This is a genomic window from Noviluteimonas gilva, assembly GCF_009740395.1.
GTDB lineage: Bacteria > Pseudomonadota > Gammaproteobacteria > Xanthomonadales > Xanthomonadaceae > Noviluteimonas > Noviluteimonas gilva.
In genome coordinates, this window is record NZ_WOXT01000002.1 from 371,919 (window position 1) to 396,820 (window position 24,902).

Here is a 24,902-nt window from a genome sequence, read left to right on the forward strand (position 1 = left end):
GGTTGACCTTATGGCACGAATGGCCGGTCGAGGTCCATGCGCCGGACGCTTAGACGAGGGGTCTCTTTCCAGGATCGCCGGGGAGTTCACGAACCAGGCGCGGCACCAGATACCCCGACAGCCGGGCGGCGAGTGCGCGATGCAGGGCGATGGCCCGCGTGTCGTCGACTTCGAAATGGGCCGTGCCCTGCACGCGATCGAGCTGGTGCAGGTAGTACGGGAGCACGCCGGCCCGGTGGCCGCGTTCGCTCAGCGCCGCGAGCGCATCGACCGAGTCGTTCACCCCGCGCAACAGGACCGCCTGGTTGAGCAGCATCGCCCCGGCGTCGCGCAGGCGGGCGAGGGCGGCATCGACGGCGCCGTCGAACTCGTTCGCGTGGTTGGCGTGCACGACCACGGTCACCGGCCACGGCAGCGCGTGAAGCCAGGCGACCAGGCCATCGTCGACGCGGTCGGGCAACACGATCGGCAGGCGCGTATGGATCCGCAGCCGCTTCAGGTGCGGGATGCGGGCCAGCGCGTCGGTGAGTTCGGTCAGCTTCGGCGTCGCCAGCGACAGCGGATCGCCGCCGCTGAGCAGCACTTCGTCGATGGTCGGGTCATCCGCGATGCGCGCGATCGCCTGCGCCCATCCGCCCGCCGCGGCGGTGTCGCCCGCGTAGTCGAAGTGGCGGCGGAAGCAGTAGCGGCAGTGGACCGCGCAACTGCCGGTGGCCACGAGCAGCGCCCGGCCTCGGTATTTCTGCAGCACGCCATGCGCCGTGCGCGCGGCGGTGTCGCCCACCGCGTCGATGCCGAAGCCCGGCACGATCCGGTCCTCTTCATCCAGTGGCAGCACCTGGCGCAGCAGCGGATCGGCCGCATCGCCGTGGCGCATGCGCGCGACGAAGGCGCGCGGCACGCGCAGCGGGAATTGCGCGGCGGCGGCATCCGAAATGCGCGCGGCGTGCGCATCCAGGCCGAGCAGCGCGAGCAATTGGCGCGGATCGCGCACGGCGTCGCGCCACTGGTGGCGCCAGTCCGGCGCGGCCAGGGGCGGGAGGGGAAGGGGTTCGGCTATCATGGCGAGCTGCGCATTCTAGCCGGCCCCGCCGCGGGCTCGCCGGACCTTACAAGCACAACGTTTAACAGGAGCGACACCGTGGCCAGCCTCGGCATGAACGACGTCAAGACCGGACAGAAGATCCTGGTCAACAACGACCCCTGCGTCATCATCGATACCGAATACGTCAAGCCGGGCAAGGGTCAGGCGTTCACGCGCGTGAAGTACCGCAGCATCAAGTCCGGCCGCGTCGTCGAAATGACGATGAAGGCCACCGACAACGTGGAACAGGCCGACGTGGTCGACACCGACATGCAGTTCCTCTACGCCGACGGCGAATACTGGCACTTCATGAACCCCGAGTCCTTCGAGCAGGTGCAGGCCGACAAGAACGGCATGGGCGGCGCGGACAAGTGGCTCAAGGGCGAGGAAGAGTGCGTGGTCACGCTCTTCAACGGCACGCCGATCATGGTGCAGCCGCCGAACTTCGTCGAACTGAAGATCACCGAAACCGATCCGGGCGTCCGCGGCGACACCTCGGGCGGCGGCGGCAAGCCGGCCACGCTGGAAACCGGCGCGGTCGTGCGCGTGCCGCTGTTCGTCGGCCAGGAAGAAATCATCAAGGTCGACACGCGCTCGGGCGAATACGTCAGCCGCGTGAAGTGATGGATTCCTCCGCTTACATCCAGCTCGCGATCTGGCTTGTCGGCGTCCTCGTCGCCGGCGGCGCGGTGCTGTGGCTCTGGAACACGACGCTGCCGCGCGTGTTCCCCGGTCGCGTGCGCGGTTTGCGTTACGGCGAAGCGCTGCGGCTGATGTTGTTGGCGTGGTTGCTGTTCGGCGCCGGCGCCTTCGGGCTCACCTTCGCCCTCGGCGCGGGCCTCTGGTAAGGATGGCGCCGGAAGCCTGCGATCTGTTGATCGAAGCCGGCCACGTCGTGCCGGTGGAACCGCACGGCGTCGTGCTGGCCGATTACGCCGTCGCCGTGCGCGACGGCGCGATCGTCGCGGTGCTGCCGATCGCCGATGCGCGCGCGCGATTCACCGCCGCGCAAACGGTCTCGCGCCCCGACGGCGTGCTGATCCCGGGCCTGGTCAACGCGCACGTCCACAATCCGATGACGTTGCTGCGCGGCGTCGCCGACGATCTGCCGCTGATGCAATGGCTGCAGGGCCACATCTGGCCGATCGAAGCCGCGGTCGTCGCGCCCGACTTCATCGCCGACGGCGTGACGCTCGCCATCGCCGAAATGCTCCGCGGCGGCACGACGTGCTGCAACGAAAACTATTTCTTCCCCGACGTGCAGGCCGCGACGTACCGCAAGCACGGTTTCCGCGCGCGCGTCGGGCTGCCGGTCATCGATTTCCCCACCGCGTGGGCGCGCACGTCCGACGAATATTTCGATCGCGCGGGCGAAGTGCACGACCAGTGGCGCAACGATCCGCTCGTCGCCACCGCGTTCGCACCGCACGCGCCGTACACCGTGTCCGATGCGAATTTCGAACGCATCCGCATGCTCGCCGACCAGCTCGACGTGCCGGTGCATTGCCACGTGCACGAAACCGCACATGAAGTCGCCGAAGCACGCAAGACGCTGGGCCAGTCGCAGATCGCGCGCCTGGATCGCCTCGGTCTGGTCAACGACCGCCTGATCGCGGTGCACATGACGCAACTGACCGACGCCGAGATCGCGCTGTGCGCCGAACGCGGCGTGAGCGTCGCGCATTGCCCCGAATCCAACCTCAAGCTCGCGTCGGGCTTCTGCCCGATCGCGAAGCTCGCGGCCGCGGGCGTGAACCTCGCCATCGGCACCGACGGCGCGGCCAGCAACAACGACCTCGACATGTTCGGCGAGATGCGCACCGCTGCATTGCTGGCGAAAGCCGTCGGCGACGACGCCTCTGCGTTCGATGCATTCTCCGCGTTGCGCGCGGCGACGCTCGGTGGCGCGAAGGCGCTGGGCTTCGAGGACGCGATCGGTTCGATCGAAGCGGGCAAGCAGGCGGACCTGGTGTGCGTCGACATGGCCGCGCTCGAAACGCAGCCGCTGCACCACGTCGTCTCGCAACTGGTCTACGCCTGCGGGCGGCAGCAGGTGAGCGACGTGTGGATCGCCGGCCATCGCAAGCTGGAGAACCGCATTCTCATCGACATGGACGTGGACGCAATCGTGGCCAACGCGCGCCAGTGGCGCGACCGCATCGCCGCGGTCCGCACGGCGTAATCCGCTCCCGAGGCTCCGATGACGCAAGCGCAACCGAACGAAGAAAACTTCCGCCAGGCCGAGCTCGATCGCTTCAACGAACTCGCGCATCGCTGGTGGGATCCCGATGGTCCGCAAAAGGCGCTGCACGCGCTGAATCCCGCGCGCCTGGGCTACATCACCGATCGTGTGTCGCTGCAAGGCGCGCGCGTGCTGGACGTGGGTTGCGGCGGCGGATTGCTCAGCGAATCGATGGCCGCGGCCGGCGCCGACGTCACCGCGATCGATCTCGCGCCGGACCTGTTGAAGATCGCGCGCCTGCATGGTTTGGAATCCGGCGTGAAGGTCGACTATCGACAGGTGCCCGCCGAAGGGCTCGCGGAAGAACTGCCCGCGACGTTCGACGTCATCGCCTGCATGGAAATGCTCGAACACGTGCCGTCGCCGCCGTCGGTGCTCGCCGCGTGCGCGGCGATGCTCAAGCCCGGTGGCCGCATGTTTCTCTCGACGCTCAATCGCACGCCGGCGGCGTTCGCGCTGGCGATCGTCGGCGCCGAATACATCGCGCGCATCCTGCCCAAGGGCACGCATCAGTATCGCGACTTCATCAAGCCCTCCGAACTCGCGGCGTGGTTGCGCGAAGCCGGCCTCGAACTCGAAGACGTCAGCGGCCTGGTGTACGAACCCTGGCGCAACGCCGCGCGCATCGGGCGCCGCACGGACGTGAACTACCTCGCCTGCGCGCGCAAGCCTGGATGATCGAAATGTCGTTTCCGAAAGCGGTGCTGTTCGACCTCGACGGCACCTTGCTCGACAGCGCGCCCGACATGCTAGCCACCGTGGATGCGATGCGCGCCGCGCGGGGTCGTGGTCCGATGGAGATGACGCGCTTGCGTCCGGTCGTTTCGAAGGGCGCGCGTGCGATGACCGCGGCGGCGTTCCCGGATATTCCGGCGGACGAGCGCAATGCGTGGATCCCGGAATTCCTCGAAACCTACGAGCGCGTGCTCGGCCATCACGGCGAATTGTTCGAAGGCGTCGACGCGATGCTGCGCGCGCTGGAAGACGCCGGATGCCGTTGGGGCATCGTCACCAACAAACCCGAATACCTCGCGCGCGCGCTGATGCCGATGCTCGGCTGGGAAACGCGCTGCGCCGTGCTGATCGGCGGCGACACGCTGCCCGAACGCAAACCGCATCCGTTGCCGCTGCTGCATGCGGCGGAAGTGATGGGTGTCGACGTGGCCGATGTCGTGTATGTCGGCGACGACGAGCGCGACATCCAGGCGGCGCGCGCGGCCGGGATGCGATCGGTCGTCGCGTTGTGGGGCTATCGCCTGGACGAAGACGATCCGATCGCGTGGCAAGGCGACACGATGGTCGACCTGCCCTCCGAACTCTGCGCGCCGGAACGCTGGCCGTGAGCGCGGTGCGCGACCCGGCGGTCGACACGACGCTGGCGAAATGGCGCGAACGCTGGCCGGAGTGGCCGTTCGCCGAACTCTTCGTTGCGCCGCTGCATCGCGAACGCGCGGTCGCGTGGTTCGCGTTGCGCGACGAACTGACGCACGCGGCGTGGTTCGGCAGCGATCCGATTCCCGGCGAAGCGAAACTCGCGTGGTGGGCCGAAGAACTGCACGGCTGGGCGAAGGGCGTGCGTCGTCATCCGCTCGGCATCGTATTGCAGCGCGAACCGGCCGCGTGGCCGGTGCTTGCGGCGGCCTTGCCGTCGTTGCGCGCGAGCCGCGAACGTCCGGCGAACATCGACGATGCATTCGCCGCGCTCGAACCCTTCGCGCAAGCCGTGTCGACGATCGCGGCGACCTTGTTCGGCCATGGCGATTCCGCGCCGGCGCGCAGCGTCGTCGCGAGCCTGCTCGCCGAGCGCGCACTCGCCGGTGGCGATGCGGCCGCGCCGCTGCAATCGATCGCGCAAGCGGGGCAAGGTGCCGAACCCGGCGTCGCCTCCCGCCTGTGGGCGCGCACCTTGCTCGACCAGTGGCCCCTGCCTTACGGCGGCCGCGTGCCCGGGCGCCTGCATGCCGGGTTGGTGCGGGAACGCCTGCGCCGCTACGCCGACGGCGGCGCGCCCGAGCGCCCGCTGCCCGCCTGGCGCGCCCTGCTGACTTCGTGGCAAGGGGCGCGGCGCTAAACGCTCCGTTGCGCTTGTGTCATCACGAATCGCGTCGACCGCTGGGTAGAATGCGCCCCTCATGACCGCCTCCCGCCCCCCCGCGCAACTCCCCGACGTCGCGTTCGAAGCGGCGGCGCTGGCGCGTCCGCTCGACTGGGTGGGCATGGATCGCATCGCGATCCCGGTGCGCATCCACGACACCGACGGCCAGTCGGTGCAGGTCGCTGCCGATGTCGACGTCGCCGTCGACCTGCGCGACGGCCAGGCACGCGGCATCCACATGTCGCGGCTGTATCTGCAACTGCAGCAGGCCTTCGCGAGCGAAGCGATCACGCCCGGCGGTTTGCGCCGCGTGTTGCAGGGCTTCATCGAATCGCAGAAGGGCGCCTCCACGCGTGCGCGCCTGCACATTCGCTACGAACATTTGCTGCAGCGTCGTGCGCTTGCGAGCGACAACGTCGGCTGGAAGCGTTACCCGGTGACGATCGAAGCCGAACTCGCGGACGGGCACCTGCATCTCGCGCTCGGGTTCGCGGTCGAATACTCGAGCACGTGCCCGGCGTCCGCGGCGCTGTCGCGCCAGGTCAACGCCGAGCGCTTCGCCAGCGATTTCGCTGCCGCGCGGCCGATCTCGGCGCAGGTCGTGAGCGATTGGCTCGCCTCCGAACGGGGCCTGGCGGCCACGCCGCATGCGCAACGCAGCCGCGCCGACGTGCGCGTGGTGTTGCGTCCGGCGTTCGATGAATTGCCGTTGCTGGATCTGGTCGACGCTGTCGAAGCCTCGCTCGGCACGCCCGTGCAGACGGCCGTCAAGCGCGAAGACGAACAGGCCTTCGCCGAACTCAACGCCGCCAACCTGATGTTCTGTGAAGACGCCGCGCGTCGTGTCGCCGGTGCGCTGTCGCGCGATGAGCGCATCGATCGCTATGAAGTGCGCGTGGCGCACTTCGAAAGCCTGCATCCCCACGACGCAGTAGCAAGGGTCAGCGGCTCCGGCCCTTGATCCCCCTTCCAGGGGGATCAATCGCGCAAAGCGCGATTGAGGGGGTCAAACCCGAGCAAACTCCAACCGCTGCCCATTCGGCCCGCCGACCAACTGGCTGCCGTCCCACGCCAGCACGCCGTTGACCCACGTCGCGCCGATGCGCGAATGGAACGTGCGGCCTTCGAACGGCGACCACCCGCACTTCGACAGCACATCCTCGCGTCGCACCGTGAGCGGCGCGTCGTCGATCAACACCAGGTCGGCCATGTAGCCTTCGCGCAGGTATCCGCGCTGCGCGACGTCGAACAATTGCGCCGGCGCATGCGACACCTTCTGCACGACCTGCGCATTCGTCAGCCGGCCTTCGTGCACCAGCTCCAGCGCGGCGAGCAACGCGTATTGCACGAGCGGCAGACCGCTCGGCGCGCCGGTGTAGGGACGCATCTTCTCTTCCAGCGTGTGCGGCGCGTGATCCGTGGCGAGCACATCGATCACGTCATCGCCGATCGCGGCGATCAGTGCCTCGCGATCGCTCGCTTCCTTGATCGAAGGATTGCATTTGATCAGGTGCCCGAGCGTCGCGTAGTCGGCGCGATCGAAGCGCAGGAAATGGATGCACGTCTCGGCCGTGATCTGCTTGCGCGAACCATCGGCGCGAATGAGCGGGCCGCGTTCGAACAATTCCAGCTCGTCGGCCGTGGAGATGTGCAGCACGTGCAGCCGCGAGCCGTTGCGACGGGCGAGTTCGAGCGCGAGCAGCGTCGACTTCTTGCACGCCTGGCGCGAACGGATGTCGGCGTGGAATTCGGCGGGGATGTCGTCGCCGTACTTCGCCTTGTACTTCGCCAGTTCGGCGTCGATCATCGGCGTGTCTTCGCAATGCGTGATGATCGGCGTGGGCGCGTCGCGGAAGATCGCGTCGAGCGTCTCGGGGTTGTCGACCAGCATGTTGCCGGTCGAGGCGCCCATGAACACCTTGATGCCGGGGGCGCGCAGCGGGTCGAGCGCGCGGATCGCTTCGATGTTGTCGTTGCTCGCGCCCATGTAGAAGCCGAAGTTGGCGCGGGCGCGACCGGTGGCGCGCTTGTATTTGTCTTCCAGCGCCGCGCTGTCGAGCGTGGGCGGGTTGGTGTTGGGCATGTCCATGAAGCTGGTGAGCCCGCCGGCGACGGCCGCGGCCGACTCGGTCGCCATGTCCGCCTTGTATTCCATGCCCGGTTCGCGGAAGTGCACCTGGTCGTCGATCATGCCCGGCAACAGGCGGCGGCCGGCGGCGTCGACGACATGGTCGCCCTCGCGCGCGGACAGCCCCGTGCCGATTTGCGCAATCCGGCCATTCTCGATGCGCAGGTCGCCTTCGAACTCGCGGCCTTCGTTCACCAGGCGGGCGTTGACGATCAGCGTGGGCTTCGACGTCTCGGGCATGTCATGTCCTTGGGTGATGCGATGGGGCGGGGCGACGCATTCAGATGCATGCGCGGGTGGCGTTCATTTTGACGCGGCGGGTGGCACGGGATCGTGTCCGCCGGGGTGGAAGGGGTGGCAACGCGCGATGCGACGCGCCGCGAGCCAACTTCCGCGCACGGCGCCGAAACGCGCGATGGCCAGCATCGCGTATTCCGAACACGTCGGCGCGAAACGGCAGCGCGGACCCAGCAATGGGCTGATCCAGCGCTTGTACAGGCGCAGGGCCCCGATGAGCAGTCGATCGATCACGGATGCGGAAATGTGGGCTCTCACCAAGTCTTTCGCGGGTTGCCGCCCTTGACGGGGCAGGGTATAACAGCGCGCTTTCCCGCCTCAAGGGAACGAGGACGTAGACGCTCGTGGCAGCGAAGAAACCAGCGAAGAAGGCCGCAAAGGCCGCGAAGAAGGTCGCCAAGCCGGCGGCGAAGAAGATTGTGGCGAAGAAGCCCGTCGCCAAGTCCGCAGCCAAGAAGCCCGCCCCGGCGAAGAAACCGGTCGCGAAGAAGGCTGCGCCTGCGAAGAAGCCCGTTGCCAAGAAGGCCGCTCCGGCGAAGAAGGCGCCGGCCAAGGCCGTCAAGCCAGTCGCCAAGCCCGTTGCGAAGAAGGTCGTCGCTCCCGCCAAGCCGGTCGCCAAGTCCGCGCCCGCCAAGGCCGCGCCGCCTGCCAAGCCCGTCGCAAAGCAGCCCGAAGTGCGCGTCGCCGCGGTCAAGAAGCCCGCCGCGAAGCCCGCCACCAAGAGCGCGCCGGTCACGCCCGCACCCAAGCCCGAAGCGAAGGCGCCCGCAGCGCCGGCCGCAACGAAGACCGCGAAGCCCGCGCTCGCCACGTCGCCGAAGCCTGCATCGTCGGCGGCGCCCGCCGTCACGTCGCGCCCACGCCCGGAGGGGAAAGTGGCGGTTGCCGTGGCCGCGAAACCGGCCGCACCAGCACCGCGGGGCAAGGTGAAAGTCGTCGAATACAAGACCGATGAAGGCACGGGTCGCCCGATCGTTCCGCAGGGCTACAAGCCTGCGGCGGACGAGGAGTACATGAGCACGTTGCAGGTGGAATATTTCCGCCAGCGTTTGCTCGGCTGGCGCGCCGACCTCGTCGAGGAATCCAAGCAGACCATCGAAAACCTCAAGGACGAAGTGCGCGACGTCGGCGACGAAGCCGAACGTGCGACGCGCGAGACCGAGAACTCGCTGGAACTGCGCACCCGCGACCGTTACCGCAAGTTGATCGGCAAGATCGACAGCACGCTCAAGCGCCTGGATGCCGGCGAGTACGGCTACAGCGTGGATTCGGGCGAAGAAATCGGCCTGGACCGCCTCGAAGCGCGCCTGACCGCCGAACGCACGATCGACGAGCAGGAACGCTGGGAACACCTGCAAAAGCAGATGGGCGATTGATCCACCTCCCCTTCCAGGGGAGGTCAAAAAGAAACCCGCCAATCGGCGGGTTTCTTTTTGGGTGGGGTAGAGCAACGACGAAAGTCACTGCAAATCCTTCAAATTCAATCGCCGCAACTTCGGCGCCAGCTTCGCCGTCACCCCGACGATCGAAATCGTCATGCACCCACCGAAGATCACGCTCGGCACCAGCCCGAGGAACTTCGCCGCGAGCCCCGATTCGAACGCACCGAGCTCGTTCGACGAGCCGATGAAGATGCCGTTGATCGCCGACACGCGTCCGCGCATGGCGTCGGGCGTGGCGAGCTGCAGGATCGTGGAGCGCAGCACGACCGACACGCCATCGCACAGGCCGGACGCGAACAGCAACGCCACCGACAGCCACAGGTGCTGTGAAAGCGCAAAACCGATGATGCACAGCCCGAAGCCCGCGACCGCGAGCAGCAAGACACGCCCCGCATGCTTCTCCAGCGGCTTGCGCGCCATCCACAGGCCGACGAGCACCGCACCCGCGGCCGGAGCACCGCGCAGGATGCCGAGCGCCTCGGGGCCCGCGTGCAGCACGTCCTTGATGAAGGCCGGCAGCAGCGCGACCGCGCCGCCGAACAACACCGCGAACATGTCCAGCGCAAGCGCCCCGAGCAGGATCTGGTGGCCGAAGACGAAGCGCAGTCCTTCGCCGATGCTCGCGAAGATCGGCGCGCGTTCGGCCGGGATGTGCGGTTCGGTCATGCGCATCGTGCCGATCGCCGCGGATGCCGCGATCGCGAACACCGCCGCGATGCCATAGGCCGCCGTCTTCCCGGCCCACGCGACCATCACGCCACCGAATGCGGGACCCAGCACGAGCCCGAGCTGGAACACCACGCTGCCGAGCCCCGCGCCGCGCGCGTATTGCTCGCGCGGCAACACGCGCGCGAACAAGGTGTTGTAGATCGGCGTGAGGAACGAGCGCACGGTGCCCGTGAGCGCGATCGCCGCGTAGATCAGCCACGTGCCGGACACCGCGATCCAGCCGGCGGCGATCGCCGTGAGGATCAGCGCCGTGATCGCCAGGCCCGCGCACGCGATCGCACCGAGCAGGCGCCGCCGCACGTGATCGACCAGATACCCGGCGAAGGGCGCGACGCAGAAATACGGAATGACTTCCGCCAGCCCCACCAGGCCGAGCGCCAATGGATCGCGCGTGATCTCGTAGATGTGCCAACCGACGGTCACCGCGACCATCTGGTAGGACAGCATCGCGAGGATGCGGTAGCTGAGGAGCTCGAGGAACGCGCGATTGCGCAGCGGCGAGTCTGCGGCGGTCAGCGCACTCACGCGGCGGCCTGCGCGCGCTCGCGGATGAAGGCGAGCAGCGCGGCGTGGCCGTTGCTGCGGGTCGGCGACAGATGCTTCGCCAGGCCGATGTCGGCGACGTAATCCGGCGGCGTCGACAGGATTTCCTGCGCCGAGCGCCCCGAGTACACGCGCAATGCGAGGAAACACAGCCCCGCGACGATCGCCGAATCGCTGGTGGCCACGAAGTCGAGCCGCTGCGCATCGCCTTCGCCGACGATCCACACCATCGACTGGCACCCGAGCAGGCGATGGTCTTCGGTCTTGAACGCGTCGGGGAAGGGCGGCAGCTTGCGGCCGAGGTCGATCAGGTACTGGTAACGCTCCGACCAGTCGCCGAAGAACGCGAACTCCTCCGCGATCGTCGCCTGGGCGTCGGCGGCGGTGGGCTCCAGCGGAAACACGCGGTGGTCAGCCACGACGTTCATGCACGTTTCCACCGTACGCCCTGGGGCGTGTCTTCCAGGAGAATGCCGTCGTCGGCCAGTTGCCTGCGGATGGCGTCGGCGCGGGCGAAGTCCTTCGCCGCCTTCGCCGCGATGCGTTCGTCGATCAGGCCCTGGATGCGCGCGTCGTCGTCGTTCGACGTCACGCCTTCGATCCACTCCGACGGCGCGCGCTGCAACAAGCCCAGCGCCAGGCCCGCACCGAGCAGCGCCGACTTCGCCTCGCGACGCGCATCCGCGCCTTCGGCCTTGCGGGCTTCACCGGCGAGGCGTGCGATTTCCGCCAGCGCCTGCGGCGTGTTGAGGTCGTCGTCGAGCATGTCTTCGATCGATTGCGGAATCACCGGCGTCGCTTCGACATCACTCAGGTCGCGCAAGGTGCCGTACAAGCGATCGAGCGTGCGGATCGATTGATCGACGAGCGCGGGCGTCCAATCCAGCGGCTGCCGGTAATGCGCGGACAGCAGCGCATAACGCAGCGCTTCGGAACGACCGGGATAGCGCTCGAGCAACGTGTGGATGCGCTCGACGTTGCCGAGCGACTTCGACATCTTCGATCCGCCGAACACGAGCATGCCGTTGTGCAGCCAGAACCGCGCGAAGGGCTTGCCGCCGTGCGCGCATTCGCTCTGCGCGACTTCGTTCTCGTGGTGCGGGAACTGCAGGTCGACGCCGCCGGCGTGGATGTCGATGGTGTCGCCCAGGTGCGCTTCGGCCATCGCTGAGCATTCGATGTGCCAACCCGGTCGGCCGCGACCCCACGGCGATTCCCAGCCGGGGAGATCGTCGGTCGAAGGTTTCCACAGCACGAAGTCGCCGGGATCCTGCTTGTAGGGCGCCACGTCGACGCGCGCGCCGGCCAGCATGTCTTCGGGCGATTGGCGCGAAAGCTTGCCGTAATCGGGATAGCTGCCGACCGAGAACAGCACGTGGCCTTCGGCGGCGTACGCATTCCCGCGCTCGATCAGGCGCTCGATCATCGCGATGATCTGCGGGATGTGCTCGGTCGCCTTCGGCTGCAACGACTGCGGTTCAACGCCGAGCGCGGCCATCTCTTCGAGGTACACCGCGGTAAAACGCTCGGTGATGTCGGAAATCGGCACGCCGGCCTCGCGCGCGGCCGCGTTGATCTTGTCGTCGACGTCGGTGATGTTGCGCGCGTAACGCAGCGCGCCGTAGCGGCGGCGGAGCAGGGCGGCGAGCACGTCGAACACCACGGGCCCGCGCGCGTTGCCGATGTGGACGTAGTTGTAGACCGTCGGGCCGCACAGATACATCGTGGGGCCGGCGACGGGGTCGAGGGGCGCGAACGGCTCGACCCGGCGCGTCAGGGTGTTATGGAGGCGGAGGGCCATGGGGCGCCAAATGGGGGGAGTAGCTGTGGGATCGGAGCATTCTAGCCGTCGGGAAAGCCTCGATTCAGGCCCGAGCCGTCGTCCGGCCTTTACACTGAATGCGTGCGCCTTCTTTCGCCCCTGCTGAGCACCGCGGCCCTCGCCATCGCCCTGGCCGGGACGCCCGCGCTTGCGCAGGACCCGGGAACCACCGTCCTGCAGAACGAAAACGTGCGGATGGACTTCGCCCAGGTGATGCGGGTGCAGCCGATCTACCAGGTGCTCCGCGCCACGCGCATGGAACCGCGCTGCGCCGACGAGGCCGCGGCCGATGAGAAGGGCCTGGCGAAGATCGTGGGCGCCGTGAAGGGCGCGGTCTCGCGCAAGCCCGATCCGGCCGAATCGCAGGCCAACTGCGAAATGATCCCGGTGCTCCGCGAATTCCGCCGCCCCATCGCCTACGACGTCGACTACGTCTATCGCGGCACCAAGTACCGCTCGCGCCTGCCCTACGACCCGGGCAACCGCCTGCGCGTGCGTGTGAGCGTCGTCCCGTATATCCCGCCGCGGAAGCCCTGAAGCGTTGCATCGGCCGCCCGCCGATGCGACCATGCGCGCCCGATGCAGACCTTCCGCGCCGACGCCGACGTACTCACCTCCGCCTACATGGCGGCGGGCATGACCTCGCGCGCGCGCCGACCGCTCCCCCACATTTTCGCTGGGTAGCGCGCCGCGTCGTATCGGATCCGCCAGAAACCCAGCCCTTGTCGCTGGGTTTTTTCGTTCATGGCCCAGCGATTTCCTTCCCCACAGGACGCTCCATGAAACAGGTTCCGCTGCAGCACTTCCTCAACACCCAGGATTGGACGCGCGCCGAGCTCGACGCCGTGCTCGCGCTCGCCGCGCAGTACAAGGCGCAGCCGCTGGGTCCGCGCGCGCTGGAAGGAAAGTCCATCGCGCTGGTCTTCTTCAACTCGTCGCTGCGCACGCGCACGAGCTTCGAGATCGGTGCCTTCCAACTCGGCGGCCATGCGGTGGTGCTGCAGCCGGGCAAGGATGCGTGGCCGATCGAATTCGACCTCGGCACCGTGATGGACGGCGAAGCGGAAGAGCACATCGCCGAAGTGGCGCGCGTGCTCTCGCGTTATGTCGATCTCATCGGCGTGCGCGCTTTCCCCAAGTTCGTCGACTGGTCGACCGATCGCGAAGACCGCGTGCTGAAGGGCTTCGCGAAGTATTCCTCGGTGCCGGTGATCAACATGGAGACGATCACCCATCCGTGCCAGGAACTCGCGCACATCCTTGCGTTGCAGGAACACTTCGGCACGCGCGATCTGCGCGGCAAGAAGTACGTGCTCACCTGGACCTACCACCCCAAGCCGCTCAACACGGCCGTCGCGAATTCCGCGCTCACCATCGCCACGCGCATGGGCATGGACGTGACGCTGCTGTGCCCGACGCCCGAGTACGTGCTCGACGAACGCTACATGGGCTGGGCCGAGCAGAACGTCGCCGAAAGCGGCGGCTCGCTGCAGGTGAGCCACGACATCGAAAGCGCGTATCGCGGCGCCGACGTGGTGTACGCCAAGAGCTGGGGCGCGTTGCCGTACTTCGGCAACTGGGCGCCCGAGAAGCCCATTCGCGACGCGCACAAGCACTTCATCGTCGACGAAGCCAAGATGGCGCTGACCAACGACGGCGTGTTCTCGCACTGCCTGCCGCTGCGCCGCAACGTGAAGGCCACCGACGCGGTGATGGATTCCCCGCGTTGCATCGCGATCGATGAAGCCGAGAACCGCCTGCACGTGCAGAAGGCCGTGATGGCATCGCTCATCGGCCAGCGTCGCTGATTCCTGCCGTAAGTCGAACACTTTTTTCGGAACTCTCCCCCATGGCATCCAAAGACATCGTCCTCGCCTTTTCCGGCGGCCTCGACACCTCCTTCTGCGTTCCCTACCTGCAGGAACGCGGGTGGAACGTCCACACCGTGTTCGCCGACACCGGCGGCGTCGACGCCGAAGAACGCGCGACCATCGAAGCGCGCGCCGCCGAACTCGGGGTGGCCTCGCACGTCACCGTCGATGGCGGTCCCGCGATCTGGGACGGTTTCGTCAAGCCCTTCGTCATGGCGGGCGAGGGCTACCAGGGCCAGTACCCGCTGCTGGTGTCGGATCGCTATTTGATCGTCGACGCGACGCTCGCACGCGCGCATGCGCTCGGCACGCGCGCCGTCGCGCACGGCTGCACGGGCATGGGCAACGACCAGGTGCGTTTCGACCTGGCGGTGAAGGCCAGCGGCGATTACACGATCGTCGCGCCGATCCGCGAAATCCAGAAGGAGCACACGCAGACGCGTGCGTACGAGCAGGCGTATCTCGAAGAACGCGGCTTCGGCGTGCGCGCCAAGCAGAAGGCCTACACGATCAACGAGAACCTGCTCGGCGTGACGCTGTCGGGCGGCGAGATCGACAAGTGGGAAGCGCCGGGCGACGGCGCGCGTGGTTGGTGCGCGCCGCGCGAACAGTGGCCGAACGACGCGCTGCGCACGACGATCGCGTTCGTCCAGGGCGAAGCGGTGTCCATCGACGGCAAGCAGATGCCGGGTGCGCAGTTGCTCGCGAAGCTCAACGCACTGTTCGCGCCTTACGGCGTGGGCCGCGGCATGTATACCGGCGATACGACGATCGGGCTCAAGGGCCGCATCGTGTATGAAGCGCCGGGCCTGACGGCGCTGCTCGTCGCGCATCGCGCGCTCGAAGAAGCCGTGCTCACCAAGCAGCAGAACCGCTTCAAGCCCGACGTCGCGCGCAAGTGGGTGGAGATCGTCTACGAAGGTTTCTATCACGATCCCTTGAAGACCGATCTCGAAGCGTTCCTCACCTCCAGCCAGCGCATGGTCAACGGCGAAGTCGTGCTCGAAACGCGCGGTGCGCGCGTGGATGCCGTCGCCGTGCGTTCGCCGCACCTGCTCAACGCGAAGGGCGCGACCTACGCGCAATCGGCCGATTGGGGCGTGGAGGAAGCCGAAGGCTTCATCCGCCTGTTCGGCATGAGCAGCACGTTGTGGGCACAGATCAACGAAAAGGATCGCTGACGTGCTCGAACGGGTTCTGAGCCATCTCGAAGCGCTCGTGTCCTTCGACACGCGCAATCCGCCGCGCCACATCACGACCGGCGGCATCTTCGACTATCTGCGCACGCAGTTGCCGGACTTCCGCTGCACCGTGACCGATCACGGTGAAGGCGCGGTGTCGCTGCTCGCGGTGCGCGGCACGCCGCGTCGCGTGTTCAACGTGCACCTGGACACCGTGCCCAACGCCGCCGGTTGGACGCGCCCTCCGCATCGCATGTGGGTCGCGAACGGCCGCGTGATCGGTTTGGGGGCGTGCGACATCAAGGGCGCAGCCGCCGGTTTGGTCGCGGCCGCCAATGCGACGAAGGGCGACGCTGCGTTCCTCTTCAGTAGCGACGAAGAAGCCAACGATGCGCGTTGCATCGAAGCCTTCCTCGCGAGCGACCACGGCTTCGCCGAAGCCATCGTCGCGGAACCGACGCATTGCGAAGCGGTGCTCGCGCATCGCGGCATCAGCTCGGTGCTGTTGCGTTTCCAGGGCCAGGCGGGGCATGCCTCCGGCGCGGATGCGATGCACGCCAGCGCGCTGCACCACGCGATGCGTTGGGGCAATCGCGCGTTGGACTATGTCGAATCGCAATCGCACCAGCGTTTCGGCGGGTTGACCGGCCTGCGCTTCAACGTCGGTCGCGTCGAAGGCGGCATCAAGGCGAATGTGATCGCGCCGAGCGCGGAAGTGCGTTTCGGCTTCCGTCCGTTGCCGTCGATGGCGTTCGAGCAGTTGCACGATGCCTTCGGCCGTCTCGCCGAACCGGGCGCGCTCGCGCGTTACGAAGAGACCTTCCGCGGCCCGTCCTTGCCCGCGGGCGATGTCGCGGTCGCCGAAGCGCGCCGCCTCGAGGCACGCGACCTCGCCGACGAACTCGGCCTGCCCATCGGCAACGCGGTGGACTTCTGGACCGAAGCTTCGCTGTTCTCACGCGCGGGCCTGACCACCTTCGTCTACGGACCGGGCGACATCGCGCAGGCGCACAGCGTCGACGAATGGGTCGCGGTCGACCAACTGCAGCGTTACACCGACTCCATCGTGCGCATCCTCCAGGCATGAACATCATGCACATCCACGACCCGCAGACCCGCCAGACCATCGTCCGACTGCTTTCGAGCATGGCCGGCGCGAAGGAGATCTCGCAGTACCTCAAGCGCTTCTCGCAACTGGACGCGGCGCGCTTCGCCGTCGTCAAGGTGGGCGGTGCGGTGCTGCGCGACGATCTCGAAGCGCTGACGTCCTCGCTCGCGTTCCTGCAGGACGTCGGCCTCACGCCGATCGTGCTGCACGGCGCGGGCCCGCAGCTCGATGCGGAACTCGCGGCCGCCGGCATCGAAAAGCGCACGGTGAATGGCCTGCGCGTGACCTCGCCCGAAGCACTCGCGATCGTGCGCCGCGTGTTCCATGCGCAGAACCTCAAGCTCGTCGAGGCGCTGCAGGCGCAGGACGCGCGTGCGACGTCGATCGTGAGCGGCGTGTTCGAAGCCGACTACCTCGATCGCGATGCGCTCGGTCTTGTGGGCGAAGTGAAGCGCGTCGAACTCGCGCCGATCCAGGCGAGCTTGCAGGCCGGTTCGATTCCGGTGATCGCGAGCCTGGGCGAAACCGCCGGCGGGCAGATCCTCAACATCAACGCCGACTTCGCCGCCAACGAACTCGTGCAGAAGCTGCAGCCATACAAGATCGTGTTCCTCACCGGCACCGGCGGCCTGCTCGACGATGCGGGCAACGTCATCGATTCGATCAACCTGTCGACCGAATACGACCATTTGATCGCGCAGCCGTGGATCCATGGCGGCATGAAGGTGAAGATCGAACAGATCAAAGCGCTGCTCGATACCTTGCCGCTGTCCTCGTCGATCTCGATCACGCGGCCGTCGGAACTGGCGAAAGAGCTGTTCACGCACACCGGCTCCGGCACGCTGGTGCGGCGTGGTGAACGCGTGCTTTCGGCCACGCGCTGGGAAGAACTCGATCTCCCACGCCTGCGCACGCTCATCGAATCGGCGTTCGGCCGCAAGCTGCTGCCGGAGTATTTCGAGCGCACGCAGTTGCATCGCGCCTACGTGAGCGAGAACTACCGCGTCGCGGTGATCCTCACGCAGGAGGACGAAGGCGTGTATCTCGACAAGTTCGCCGTGCTCGACGAAGCGCAGGGCGAAGGACTCGGCCGCGCGGTGTGGAATGTCATGCGCGAGGAGAATCCGCGCCTGTTCTGGCGCTCGCGGCGCGGCAATCCGGTGAATGCCTTCTATTTCGCCGAGAGCGACGGGTGCGTGAAGCAGCCGCGCTGGGATGTGTACTGGTACGGCATCGATGCGCTCGACGCCATCGCGCGTTGCGTCGATCATTGCGCGGCACGACTCGCCACCCTGGAGGATGCGGCATGACGACCGCCGATTGGACGACGCCGCCGACGCTGCGCGGCCGCCATGTGTCGCTGGAAGCGCTGACGCCCGCGCACGCCGATGGGCTGCGCGACGCCGTGGAAGACGGGCGGCTATACGAGCTCTGGTACACGAACGTACCCGAGGCGAAGGACGTCGATGCTTACATCGAAGGCGCGCTGGCCAAGCAGGCGAAGGGCGACCAGCTCGCCTTCGTCGTGCGCGACGGGGCGGGCAAGGTCGTGGGAACGACGCGCTACTACGAGCTCGCGCCGGAAGTGCCGCGGCTGCAGATCGGCTACACGTGGTACGCCGCCAGCGTGCAGCGCACGGGCCTGAACACCGAAGCCAAGTTGCTGCTGCTCGGGCATGCCTTCGAAACCTTGCGCTGTGCGTCGGTCGGATTGCAGACGAGTTGGTTCAATCTCGCTTCGCGCACCGCCATCGCACGCCTGGGCGCGAAGGAAGAGGGCATCACGCGCAATCACGTGCGCCATCGCGACGGCACGCTGCGCGACACGGTCAACTTCTCGATCATCGACGCCGAGTGGGCGGCGGTGAAGCAGAACCTGGTCGGCCGCCTGGGGCGTTACGCATGAGCGGCAAGACGACCATTGGGATCGTGGGCGCGCGCGGGCACGTCGGCACGGAATTGATCAAGTTGATTTGCGGGCATCCGCGCTTCGATCTTGCGTATGTGTCGTCGCGCGAGCGCGCAGGGCGCCTGGTGTCCGAGTTCGAGCCGTCCTACCGCGGTGAGCTGCGCTACAGCGCGCCTGCGAACGAAGACTTGCCGACGCTGGGTGCGGATGCTGTGGTGCTTGCGTTGCCGAACGGGAAGGCCGCGGCGTGCGTGGCGGCCTTCGATTTCGCGAACGTCGATCCCGTGATCGTCGATCTGTCCGCCGATTTCCGCTTCGATCCGGCCTGGTATTACGGCCTGCCGGAACTCACGCGCGTGTGGCATCCGGGCAAGCGCCGCATCAGCAATCCCGGTTGCTACGCGACCGCGATGCAGCTTGCGATCGCCCCGATGCGGGAATTCATCAACGGTCCCGTGCAGTGCTTCGGCGTCTCGGGTTACTCGGGCGCGGGCACGACGCCGTCGGACAAGAACAACCCCGACAAGCTGCGCGACAACCTGATGCCGTACGCATTGACCGGCCACGTGCACGAGCGAGAAGTCAGCACGCAGCTGCGCCATCCGGTGGAATTCATGCCGCACGTCGCGCCGCATTTCCGCGGTTTGACGATCACGGCCAACCTGCACCTGCGCACCGCGTTCGATCGCGAAGCGGTGTTGGCGCGTTATCGCGATGCGTATGCCGGCGAACCGCTCGTGCGCGTGTTCGACGATGCGCCCTGGGTGAGCAACATCGCCGGCAGACAACACGTCGAACTCGGCGGCTTCACGCTGTCCGAAGACGGTCATCGCCTCGTGGTCGTCGCCACCGAAGACAACCTGCTCAAGGGCGCGGCGACGCAGGCGCTGCAGAACCTCAACCTGGCGTTCGGTTTCGACGAGTTCGCCGGCATTCCCCTCGATACGCACGCGGAGGCCGCATGAGCGACCTGTTGTGGCAGAAGCCGGGCGTCCAGGTCGACGCGCAGATCCAGGCCTTCCTCGCGGGCGACGATGTGTTGCTCGATCGCGAATTCTTCCTGCAGGACATCGCCGCGAGCCGCGCGCATGCGCAGGGATTGGCGAAGATCGACATGCTGACGACGGAGGAACTCGCGGGATTGGAACGCGAGTTGACGGTGTTGGCCGAGGACTTCAAGAGCGGGACCTTCGTGCTCGACGAGCGATTCGAAGACGGTCACTCCGCGATCGAAGCGCGTCTCACCGAACGTCTTGGCGACGCGGGTCGTCGTATCCACGCAGGTCGCAGTCGCAACGACCAGGTGTTGGTCGCCACGCGTTTGTGGCTCAAGGACAAGCTCGCTACCGTGCAGGCGCTGTGCCGCGAGGTGGCGGGCATCGCGCTGGATCGCGCACAAGCGGAAAGCGCATTGCCGATGCCGGGGTATACGCATCTGCAGCGCGCCGTCGTGTCGTCGGCGGGCATGTGGTGGGCGGGTTGGGCGGAGGCGTTCATCGACAACGCACAGCGCGCCGCGGATACGCGCGCATGGGTCGATGCCAATCCGCTCGGCACGGCTGCCGGTTACGGCGTGAATCTGCCGCTGGATCGCGCGCATACGACGCAGGCGCTCGGTTTCGCGCGCATGCAGGTTTCGCCGCTTTACGCGCAGCTCTCGCGTGGCAAGTTCGAACTCGCGGCGCTCGAAGCTCTGGGCAGCGCCATGCTCGACCTGCGGCGCCTGGCCTGGGACCTCAGCGTGTTCACGACCGCCGAGTACGGCTTCGTTCGCCTGCCGGCGCAGTACACGACGGGCAGTTCGATCATGCCGAACAAGCGCAACCCAGACGTCGTCGAGTTGATGCGCGGCACGTATGCGAGCGTTGCCGCCGCACGGAGCGAGATCGAACACTTGCTGTCGTTGCCCGGCGGTTATCACCGCGATCTGCAGATCACGAAGGGCGCGTTGTTCCATGGTTTCGGCAAGGGGCTCGCCGCGCTGGCCTTGTTGCCGGATCTGTTGCGCAACCTCGACTGGAACGTCGAGCGCATGCGCGATGCGCTCGAACCTTCGATGTACGCGACCGACCTCGCGGTCGATCTCGCGCGACAGGGCGTGCCGTTCCGCGATGCCTACAAGCAGGCCGCCGACCCGGCGAAGTGGGCCGAAGGCGATCCGGCGGCGAGTTTGTCCGCGCGGGTGTCGCCCGGCGCGGCCGGTGACATGAAGCTCGACGAATTGCGCAAGCGCCTGGGTTAGCGCTTCGCGCGCACCTGCGTCATCCGCGTCAACCACAAGGCCCATGCGAGCGCGGTGAGCATCATGAGGACCGCCGCGTAGACCGACCCGAACTCCCAGCCGTAAGCCGCGATGCATACGGCGCACATCGCGACGAGCGTGGTCCAGCCGATCGCGCGCAGGAACTTGCGCTCGCCCAGCGAGGGATCGCGTGCGCGCAACGCGCGGAAGTGCTTCGGCAAACCGAGGCTCAACGTGGCCCAGGCCACGAGCCCGAGCAGGGTTCCCAGAATCAGGCTCATGCGAACGCCTCCTCGACACGCATCGGTGCGGTGCGTGCCGCGCGGCGCGCCATCCATGCATAGGAGATCGCGAACACGATGCAGGTCAGGTCGACGGCGGCCAGCGCGAGGTCGCCGGTGCGCAGGGTCGACCACAGCGCGCTGTTCGGCGTGGTCACTGCGTTGACGATCGGGACGAGCGTAAAGGCCGCTGCGGTGGCGGCGAACAGATCACGCCAGCCACGATCATTGCGATCCGCCCACGCGCCCCAGACGGTCGCGCCAAACCACGCCAGGCAGAACACGAGGATTTCCGCCGACGCGCGGTCCGCCAGCGACCACGGCAACAACCGATTGGCGAGCAGCATCGCAGTGGCGGCGAACGGGAAACCCGCGACCACGCCGACATTCAACGCACGCACGAGGCCGTAGCCCGACACCGCGCCCGCCTCGCGCACGCGCTTCTCGCGCTTGCGCACCCACACCTGCATCCCGCTGGCGATCATTACGCAACCCGCAAGGCCGAGCACGAAGTACAACCAGCGCACGAGCGATCCACCGAACTGCACCATGTGCAGCCCGCCGAGGAACTCGTAGGTGTGATAACCGGCCGCCGGAGGTTTGGTCACGTGCAGCAGGCGACCGTCCGCGGCGTCGTAGGTCGCCTGGTGGAAGTTCCATGCGACGTGGCGCGAGTGGTCGCCGCCCAACGCGATCGTCGCGCTCGCATCGTGCGGATGATGGATGCTCGCCCAGGTGATCGGCGTGCCGAGTTCCGCGCGGGCGCGGTCGAGCAGGGCGTCGGTCGAAGTCATCTTGCCGAGCGGCTTGCCGACTTCTTCGCGCTCGTAGAAGTCGCCGGCTTCGGTGTACAGCTTGTTGATGTCGCCGCCGTAGCCCGCGTTCACGCCTGCGAACATGTAGCTGGTCGCGAAGATGATCACGCCCGTGTACGAAATCAGCAGGTGGAACGGCAGGCCGAGGACGCCGGTGAGGTTGTGCGCGTCGAGCCACGCGCGCTGCTTGCCCGCCGCAGGCCGGAACGTGAAGAAGTCCTTGAAGATGCGCTTGTGGATCAGGATGCCCGCGATGATCGCGGCGAACGCCAGCATGCCGGCGAGCCCGACGATGTACATGCCGAGGTTGCCGGCGTGCAGGTTGTAGTGAAGCTCGAAGAAGAAGTCGCCCCCCGCGGTCGAAGGCAGTACTTCACCGGTGACGGGGTCGAGCGCGACGCGCGTTTCCGTGCCGTCGTCCATGAAGGTGTAGGCCTGCAGCGCGGGATCGCGATCGCCCACGAGCAAGTACCAGGAGTGCGCGTCGGGCGCTTTCTTCTGCAGGTGTTCGACGGCCTTGTCGAACGACGGCGTTTGCGGCAATGCGCGTCCGTGCAGCGATGGCTGCATCCAGTAATCGAGTTCCTTGTCGAAGCACGCGATCGTGCCGCCGGCGAAGATCACGAACAGCAGCCAGCCCACCAGCAGGCCGGACCAGGTGTGCAGCCAGGACAAGGCTTGCGTCGCGTTGTGCTTCATGGGCGTGCCGCCATGTCGGGGAAGGCGACGGCCACGCCGTACAACAGCGCGCCGCCGACGAGGAGGACCGCCCACACGCGCCAGGCCTTCGGCGCCATGAACGCGTAGATCGCAACGCCGCACCAGACGACGAACGCAAGCAAGGTCGCGGCAATCACGCGATCGGCGCGCGCGAAGGGCAGGGCGAGCGTGAGGAATGCCGTGGCGGCATGCGCGAACGCATAGCCGCCGACCAGCGCTGCCAGCACGCGGCTGGCGAGCGAGAGTCGTCGCTGTGTGCGTGCGGCGATCACTGGAAGCGGTACGCGACGGTGAGCGAGACGTTGCGCGGTGCGGCCCAGAACGCCTGGTTCCAATACAGGCTCGGGTAGTACTTTTCGTCCGTCACGTTGTCGAGATTGAGCGTCGCGGTCCAACGATCGGCGAACTCGTAACGCGCCATCAGCCCGAGCAGCGCGTACGCATCCTGTTCGACGCGAACGGGCGCGCCATCGGGAAGCACGTCGTCCACGTGGATCTGGCTCTGCCAGCGCAGCGTGCCGCCGAACGACAGGCCTGCGACCTGCGGGATCTCGACCGTCGTGGCCACGCGGAACGTATCGCGCGGGACGTAATCGCGCGTGTTCTGCCCGTCTTCATCGACGAGCTGCATGTGCGTGATGCCGCCCGAGAGGGTCCAGGTGTCGGTGATGCGGCCGGCCATGTCGAATTCGATGCCGCGCGATTCGGCGTTGGTGCCCTGGTAGTAAGAGTCGAAGGTGCCGGGGTAGTAGCCGGCGAACTCGGCCAGGTTGTCCTGCCGCGCGCGGAAGACGGCGATCGATGCGTTGATCGCGTTGTCCTTCCATGCGCCCTTCAGGCCGACTTCCGCATTGCTGCCGGTGAGCGCGCCGACGAATTGATGGTTTTCGTCGAGCTCGGACTGTGGATTGAAGATTTCGCCGTAGCTGCCGTACAGCGAGTAGTTGGGCGCGAGGTCGATGACCAGGCCCGCGAACGGCGTCGTCTTGGTTTCATCGGACGAATTGGAAACGCCGTAGCTGTCGCCGATCGATTGCGCGTGCGTGCGCGATGCGCCGGTGATCAGCTTGACGCTGTCGGAGAGATTCCAGCGCACCGTGGCGTAGAGGCTTTCGCGTTCGAGGTCGAAATCCGAACCGGCGGACGGTGCATCCCACACGGGCTTGGGATAGTAGCCGTCGAACAGTTCGAGCGGCGGCAGATCCGGGCCGACATCGTCGCTGTAGCGCGAGACCTCGCGGACGTTGCCGCGTGCCCAGTTTCCGCCGACGACCACGTCGTGCGAGCGGCCGAGCAACGTCAGCGGTCCACTTGCGTAGATGTCGGCGTAATGCGCGCGGTACGTGGAATCGTAAGCGGACGGAAACGGGGACAGGCCCAGGCCCGTCGCGCGATCCGGCGTGCCGGAGACGTAGAACAACTCGGTGTTCTCTTCGGTCTCCTGGTAATTGACGGTGGCCTTGGCTTGCCATTGCCCGGCGAAGTCGTGCTGCAGTTCTGCGAAGGCGTACGTGGTGTCGGTGTCCCAGTGCGACCAATCGGCGGCGGTGCTGGTGGAGACGTCGTAGTCGGTCGGCGTGCCGTCGCTGTAGAACAGCGGAAGCGCGCCCCACAGCACGCCTTCGGGGCGATTGCGTTGGTGGGACGCGCCGACGGCGAGCGTCGTCGCTTCCCCGAGGTCGGCTTCGAGGATGCCGTAGTAGACCTGCTTGTCGCGCGAGTAACGATCGAGGTAGTTGTCGCCCTGTTCGAACGCCGCGACCGCGCGACCGCGCACCGCGCCTTCGTTCGCCAAACCGCCGCTGACGTCGACATCCAGTCGCGTGTTGTTCCAGCTGCCGACGGTCAATGCGGCATCGGCCTGCAGATCGGGCGTGGGGCGTTTGCGGATGAAGTTGATCGTCGCCGACGGATTGCCGGTGGAGGACATCAGGCCGTTCGCACCGCGCAGCACTTCGATGCGATCGTAGATCGCAAGATCGATATCGCCGTTCACCAGGCCATACGGCATGGGCAAGCCGATGCAGTCGGTCTGGAAGTTCGTGATGTCGAAGCCGCGCGCGGTGAAGTAGGCGCGGTCGGTTTCGACTTGTTCGACCTGGATGCCGGTGGCGAGCCCGAGGGCCTGGTTCACGCTGGTCAATCCGAATGCATCGAGCGTCGCGCGATCGATGACGCTCACCGACTGCGGGGTTTCGCGCAGCGTGAGGTTCATGCGCGTCGCCGTGGACGACTGGCTGTCGCGTGCATCGCCCACGACGGTGACGCGGTCTAGTTCGCGCGCATCGGCGGGCGCGGTGTCGTCCGCGGCGAACGCGGGGGCCGCAAGTGCGGCAAGGATGGACAAGCACAGCGGGTGCAGCGGCGAGGGGGCCATGGAGGGACGTTCTTCT

Annotated in this window: 26 protein-coding genes; 16 read left to right on the forward strand and 10 right to left on the reverse strand. The window is 67.0% G+C overall.

What is annotated here, in order from left to right:
* Positions 1–49 precede the first annotated feature (49 nt).
* Positions 50–1,063 (reverse strand): EF-P beta-lysylation protein EpmB, encoded by a 1,014-nt coding sequence (gene epmB / locus GN331_RS08695; RefSeq protein WP_156641581.1) that lies wholly within the window; start codon positions 1,061–1,063, stop codon positions 50–52.
* A 78-nt stretch (positions 1,064–1,141) separates the two neighbouring features.
* Here epmB and efp point away from each other — a divergent pair, with 78 nt between their 5' ends.
* The 7 genes from efp (at position 1,142) to folE2 (ending at position 6,382) form a co-directional block, all read left to right on the forward strand.
* Positions 1,142–1,708 carry an elongation factor P gene (efp, locus tag GN331_RS08700; RefSeq protein ID WP_331713426.1) on the forward strand — a complete coding sequence of 189 codons (567 nt, stop codon included), beginning with the start codon at positions 1,142–1,144 and terminating at the stop codon, positions 1,706–1,708.
* Positions 1,708–1,932 (forward strand): hypothetical protein, encoded by a 225-nt coding sequence (locus GN331_RS08705; RefSeq protein WP_156641582.1) that lies wholly within the window; start codon positions 1,708–1,710, stop codon positions 1,930–1,932. The genes efp and GN331_RS08705 overlap by 1 nt, the downstream gene beginning before the upstream one ends.
* Before the next feature lie 2 nt (positions 1,933–1,934).
* On the forward strand, positions 1,935–3,266 hold the full coding sequence (locus GN331_RS08710; protein ID WP_156641583.1) for a TRZ/ATZ family hydrolase: 1,332 nt from the start codon (positions 1,935–1,937) through the stop codon (positions 3,264–3,266).
* A gap of 18 nt (positions 3,267–3,284) precedes the next feature.
* Positions 3,285–4,004, forward strand: coding sequence for a bifunctional 2-polyprenyl-6-hydroxyphenol methylase/3-demethylubiquinol 3-O-methyltransferase UbiG (gene ubiG, locus GN331_RS08715; RefSeq protein ID WP_156641584.1), 720 nt, complete (start codon positions 3,285–3,287; stop codon positions 4,002–4,004).
* A 5-nt stretch (positions 4,005–4,009) separates the two neighbouring features.
* Positions 4,010–4,669 carry a phosphoglycolate phosphatase gene (locus GN331_RS08720; protein ID WP_156641585.1) on the forward strand — a complete coding sequence of 220 codons (660 nt, stop codon included), beginning with the start codon at positions 4,010–4,012 and terminating at the stop codon, positions 4,667–4,669.
* Complete coding sequence (locus GN331_RS08725; RefSeq protein WP_156641586.1) at positions 4,666–5,397, forward strand: phytoene/squalene synthase family protein; 732 nt, start codon at positions 4,666–4,668, stop codon at positions 5,395–5,397. The genes GN331_RS08720 and GN331_RS08725 overlap by 4 nt, the downstream gene beginning before the upstream one ends.
* A 61-nt stretch (positions 5,398–5,458) precedes the next feature.
* On the forward strand, positions 5,459–6,382 hold the full coding sequence (gene folE2 / locus GN331_RS08730) for a GTP cyclohydrolase FolE2 (protein WP_156641587.1): 924 nt from the start codon (positions 5,459–5,461) through the stop codon (positions 6,380–6,382).
* Positions 6,383–6,427: 45 nt separating this feature from the next.
* On the opposite strand, the gene GN331_RS08735 is transcribed toward folE2, so the two are convergent.
* Together GN331_RS08735 and yidD are read right to left on the reverse strand one after the other, a co-directional pair.
* On the reverse strand, positions 6,428–7,789 hold the full coding sequence (locus tag GN331_RS08735) for a dihydroorotase (protein WP_156641588.1): 1,362 nt from the start codon (positions 7,787–7,789) through the stop codon (positions 6,428–6,430).
* Between the two features lie 63 nt (positions 7,790–7,852).
* Positions 7,853–8,080 carry a membrane protein insertion efficiency factor YidD gene (yidD, locus tag GN331_RS08740; protein WP_331713427.1) on the reverse strand — a complete coding sequence of 76 codons (228 nt, stop codon included), beginning with the start codon at positions 8,078–8,080 and terminating at the stop codon, positions 7,853–7,855.
* A gap of 110 nt (positions 8,081–8,190) precedes the next feature.
* On the opposite strand from yidD, the gene dksA reads away from it, so the two are divergent.
* Positions 8,191–9,222, forward strand: a complete 1,032-nt coding sequence (dksA, locus tag GN331_RS08745; protein WP_331713428.1) for an RNA polymerase-binding protein DksA — start codon at positions 8,191–8,193, stop codon at positions 9,220–9,222.
* A gap of 84 nt (positions 9,223–9,306) precedes the next feature.
* Here the strand turns inward: dksA and GN331_RS08750 are convergent, their stop codons facing one another.
* Genes GN331_RS08750 through cysS form a run of 3 tightly spaced genes read right to left on the reverse strand, consistent with a single transcriptional unit; the run spans position 9,307 to position 12,361 of the window.
* The gene (locus GN331_RS08750; RefSeq protein ID WP_331713429.1) at positions 9,307–10,542 is read right to left on the reverse strand and encodes an MFS transporter; all 1,236 of its coding nucleotides are present in this window, start codon (positions 10,540–10,542) and stop codon (positions 9,307–9,309) included.
* Entirely contained in the window at positions 10,539–10,988 is a 450-nt protein-coding gene (locus GN331_RS08755; RefSeq protein WP_156641590.1) for a SufE family protein, read from the reverse strand. Before GN331_RS08755 ends, GN331_RS08750 begins: the two co-directional genes overlap by 4 nt.
* Positions 10,985–12,361 (reverse strand): cysteine--tRNA ligase, encoded by a 1,377-nt coding sequence (gene cysS / locus GN331_RS08760; protein ID WP_156641591.1) that lies wholly within the window; start codon positions 12,359–12,361, stop codon positions 10,985–10,987. Before cysS ends, GN331_RS08755 begins: the two co-directional genes overlap by 4 nt.
* A gap of 123 nt (positions 12,362–12,484) precedes the next feature.
* On the opposite strand from cysS, the gene GN331_RS08765 reads away from it, so the two are divergent.
* The 8 genes from GN331_RS08765 to argH all read left to right on the forward strand — a co-directional run bounded on the left by GN331_RS08765 (position 12,485) and on the right by argH (position 20,693).
* Positions 12,485–12,919, forward strand: coding sequence for a hypothetical protein (locus tag GN331_RS08765; protein WP_425489283.1), 435 nt, complete (start codon positions 12,485–12,487; stop codon positions 12,917–12,919).
* A 242-nt stretch (positions 12,920–13,161) separates the two neighbouring features.
* Positions 13,162–14,190 carry an N-acetylornithine carbamoyltransferase gene (locus GN331_RS08770; RefSeq protein WP_156641592.1) on the forward strand — a complete coding sequence of 343 codons (1,029 nt, stop codon included), beginning with the start codon at positions 13,162–13,164 and terminating at the stop codon, positions 14,188–14,190.
* Positions 14,191–14,231: 41 nt separating this feature from the next.
* Positions 14,232–15,434: an argininosuccinate synthase gene (locus tag GN331_RS08775; protein WP_156641593.1), complete on the forward strand. Its 1,203-nt coding sequence runs from the start codon at positions 14,232–14,234 to the stop codon at positions 15,432–15,434.
* On the forward strand, positions 15,427–16,521 hold the full coding sequence (locus tag GN331_RS08780) for an acetylornithine deacetylase (protein ID WP_331713452.1): 1,095 nt from the start codon (positions 15,427–15,429) through the stop codon (positions 16,519–16,521). Before GN331_RS08775 ends, GN331_RS08780 begins: the two co-directional genes overlap by 8 nt.
* The gene (locus GN331_RS08785; protein ID WP_425489276.1) at positions 16,518–17,852 is read left to right on the forward strand and encodes an acetylglutamate kinase; all 1,335 of its coding nucleotides are present in this window, start codon (positions 16,518–16,520) and stop codon (positions 17,850–17,852) included. The genes GN331_RS08780 and GN331_RS08785 overlap by 4 nt, the downstream gene beginning before the upstream one ends.
* Positions 17,849–18,448 carry a GNAT family N-acetyltransferase gene (locus GN331_RS08790; RefSeq protein ID WP_156641594.1) on the forward strand — a complete coding sequence of 200 codons (600 nt, stop codon included), beginning with the start codon at positions 17,849–17,851 and terminating at the stop codon, positions 18,446–18,448. The genes GN331_RS08785 and GN331_RS08790 overlap by 4 nt, the downstream gene beginning before the upstream one ends.
* The gene (gene argC / locus GN331_RS08795) at positions 18,445–19,416 is read left to right on the forward strand and encodes an N-acetyl-gamma-glutamyl-phosphate reductase (protein WP_156641595.1); all 972 of its coding nucleotides are present in this window, start codon (positions 18,445–18,447) and stop codon (positions 19,414–19,416) included. Before GN331_RS08790 ends, argC begins: the two co-directional genes overlap by 4 nt.
* Positions 19,413–20,693, forward strand: coding sequence for an argininosuccinate lyase (gene argH / locus GN331_RS08800; protein ID WP_156641596.1), 1,281 nt, complete (start codon positions 19,413–19,415; stop codon positions 20,691–20,693). The genes argC and argH overlap by 4 nt, the downstream gene beginning before the upstream one ends.
* On the opposite strand, the gene GN331_RS08805 is transcribed toward argH, so the two are convergent.
* From GN331_RS08805 to GN331_RS08820, 4 genes are read right to left on the reverse strand one after another with little or no spacing between them, the layout of a single operon-like run.
* Entirely contained in the window at positions 20,690–20,974 is a 285-nt protein-coding gene (locus GN331_RS08805) for a DUF3325 domain-containing protein (RefSeq protein WP_197427060.1), read from the reverse strand. The genes argH and GN331_RS08805 overlap by 4 nt on opposite strands.
* Positions 20,971–22,488, reverse strand: coding sequence for a PepSY-associated TM helix domain-containing protein (locus GN331_RS08810; protein ID WP_156641598.1), 1,518 nt, complete (start codon positions 22,486–22,488; stop codon positions 20,971–20,973). The genes GN331_RS08805 and GN331_RS08810 overlap by 4 nt, the downstream gene beginning before the upstream one ends.
* Positions 22,485–22,781, reverse strand: coding sequence for a hypothetical protein (locus GN331_RS08815; protein WP_197427061.1), 297 nt, complete (start codon positions 22,779–22,781; stop codon positions 22,485–22,487). Before GN331_RS08815 ends, GN331_RS08810 begins: the two co-directional genes overlap by 4 nt.
* Positions 22,778–24,886, reverse strand: coding sequence for a TonB-dependent siderophore receptor (locus tag GN331_RS08820; RefSeq protein WP_156641599.1), 2,109 nt, complete (start codon positions 24,884–24,886; stop codon positions 22,778–22,780). Before GN331_RS08820 ends, GN331_RS08815 begins: the two co-directional genes overlap by 4 nt.
* Positions 24,887–24,902: the final 16 nt, after the last annotated feature.

Coding starts and splice junctions, on each gene's coding strand:
- GN331_RS08710 (WP_156641583.1), top strand. CDS start 1,935: ATGGCGCCGGAAGCCTGCGATCTGTTGATCGAAGCCGGCCACGTCGTG.
- GN331_RS08775 (WP_156641593.1), top strand. CDS start 14,232: ATGGCATCCAAAGACATCGTCCTCGCCTTTTCCGGCGGCCTCGACACC.
- GN331_RS08705 (WP_156641582.1), top strand. CDS start 1,708: ATGGATTCCTCCGCTTACATCCAGCTCGCGATCTGGCTTGTCGGCGTC.
- folE2 (WP_156641587.1), top strand. CDS start 5,459: ATGACCGCCTCCCGCCCCCCCGCGCAACTCCCCGACGTCGCGTTCGAA.
- argH (WP_156641596.1), top strand. CDS start 19,413: ATGAGCGACCTGTTGTGGCAGAAGCCGGGCGTCCAGGTCGACGCGCAG.
- GN331_RS08720 (WP_156641585.1), top strand. CDS start 4,010: ATGTCGTTTCCGAAAGCGGTGCTGTTCGACCTCGACGGCACCTTGCTC.
- epmB (WP_156641581.1), bottom strand. CDS start 1,063: ATGATAGCCGAACCCCTTCCCCTCCCGCCCCTGGCCGCGCCGGACTGG.
- GN331_RS08810 (WP_156641598.1), bottom strand. CDS start 22,488: ATGAAGCACAACGCGACGCAAGCCTTGTCCTGGCTGCACACCTGGTCC.
- GN331_RS08735 (WP_156641588.1), bottom strand. CDS start 7,789: ATGCCCGAGACGTCGAAGCCCACGCTGATCGTCAACGCCCGCCTGGTG.
- ubiG (WP_156641584.1), top strand. CDS start 3,285: ATGACGCAAGCGCAACCGAACGAAGAAAACTTCCGCCAGGCCGAGCTC.
- GN331_RS08755 (WP_156641590.1), bottom strand. CDS start 10,988: ATGAACGTCGTGGCTGACCACCGCGTGTTTCCGCTGGAGCCCACCGCC.
- GN331_RS08805 (WP_197427060.1), bottom strand. CDS start 20,974: ATGAGCCTGATTCTGGGAACCCTGCTCGGGCTCGTGGCCTGGGCCACG.
- argC (WP_156641595.1), top strand. CDS start 18,445: ATGAGCGGCAAGACGACCATTGGGATCGTGGGCGCGCGCGGGCACGTC.
- cysS (WP_156641591.1), bottom strand. CDS start 12,361: ATGGCCCTCCGCCTCCATAACACCCTGACGCGCCGGGTCGAGCCGTTC.
- GN331_RS08820 (WP_156641599.1), bottom strand. CDS start 24,886: ATGGCCCCCTCGCCGCTGCACCCGCTGTGCTTGTCCATCCTTGCCGCA.
- GN331_RS08770 (WP_156641592.1), top strand. CDS start 13,162: ATGAAACAGGTTCCGCTGCAGCACTTCCTCAACACCCAGGATTGGACG.
- GN331_RS08790 (WP_156641594.1), top strand. CDS start 17,849: ATGACGACCGCCGATTGGACGACGCCGCCGACGCTGCGCGGCCGCCAT.
- GN331_RS08785 (WP_425489276.1), top strand. CDS start 16,518: ATGAACATCATGCACATCCACGACCCGCAGACCCGCCAGACCATCGTC.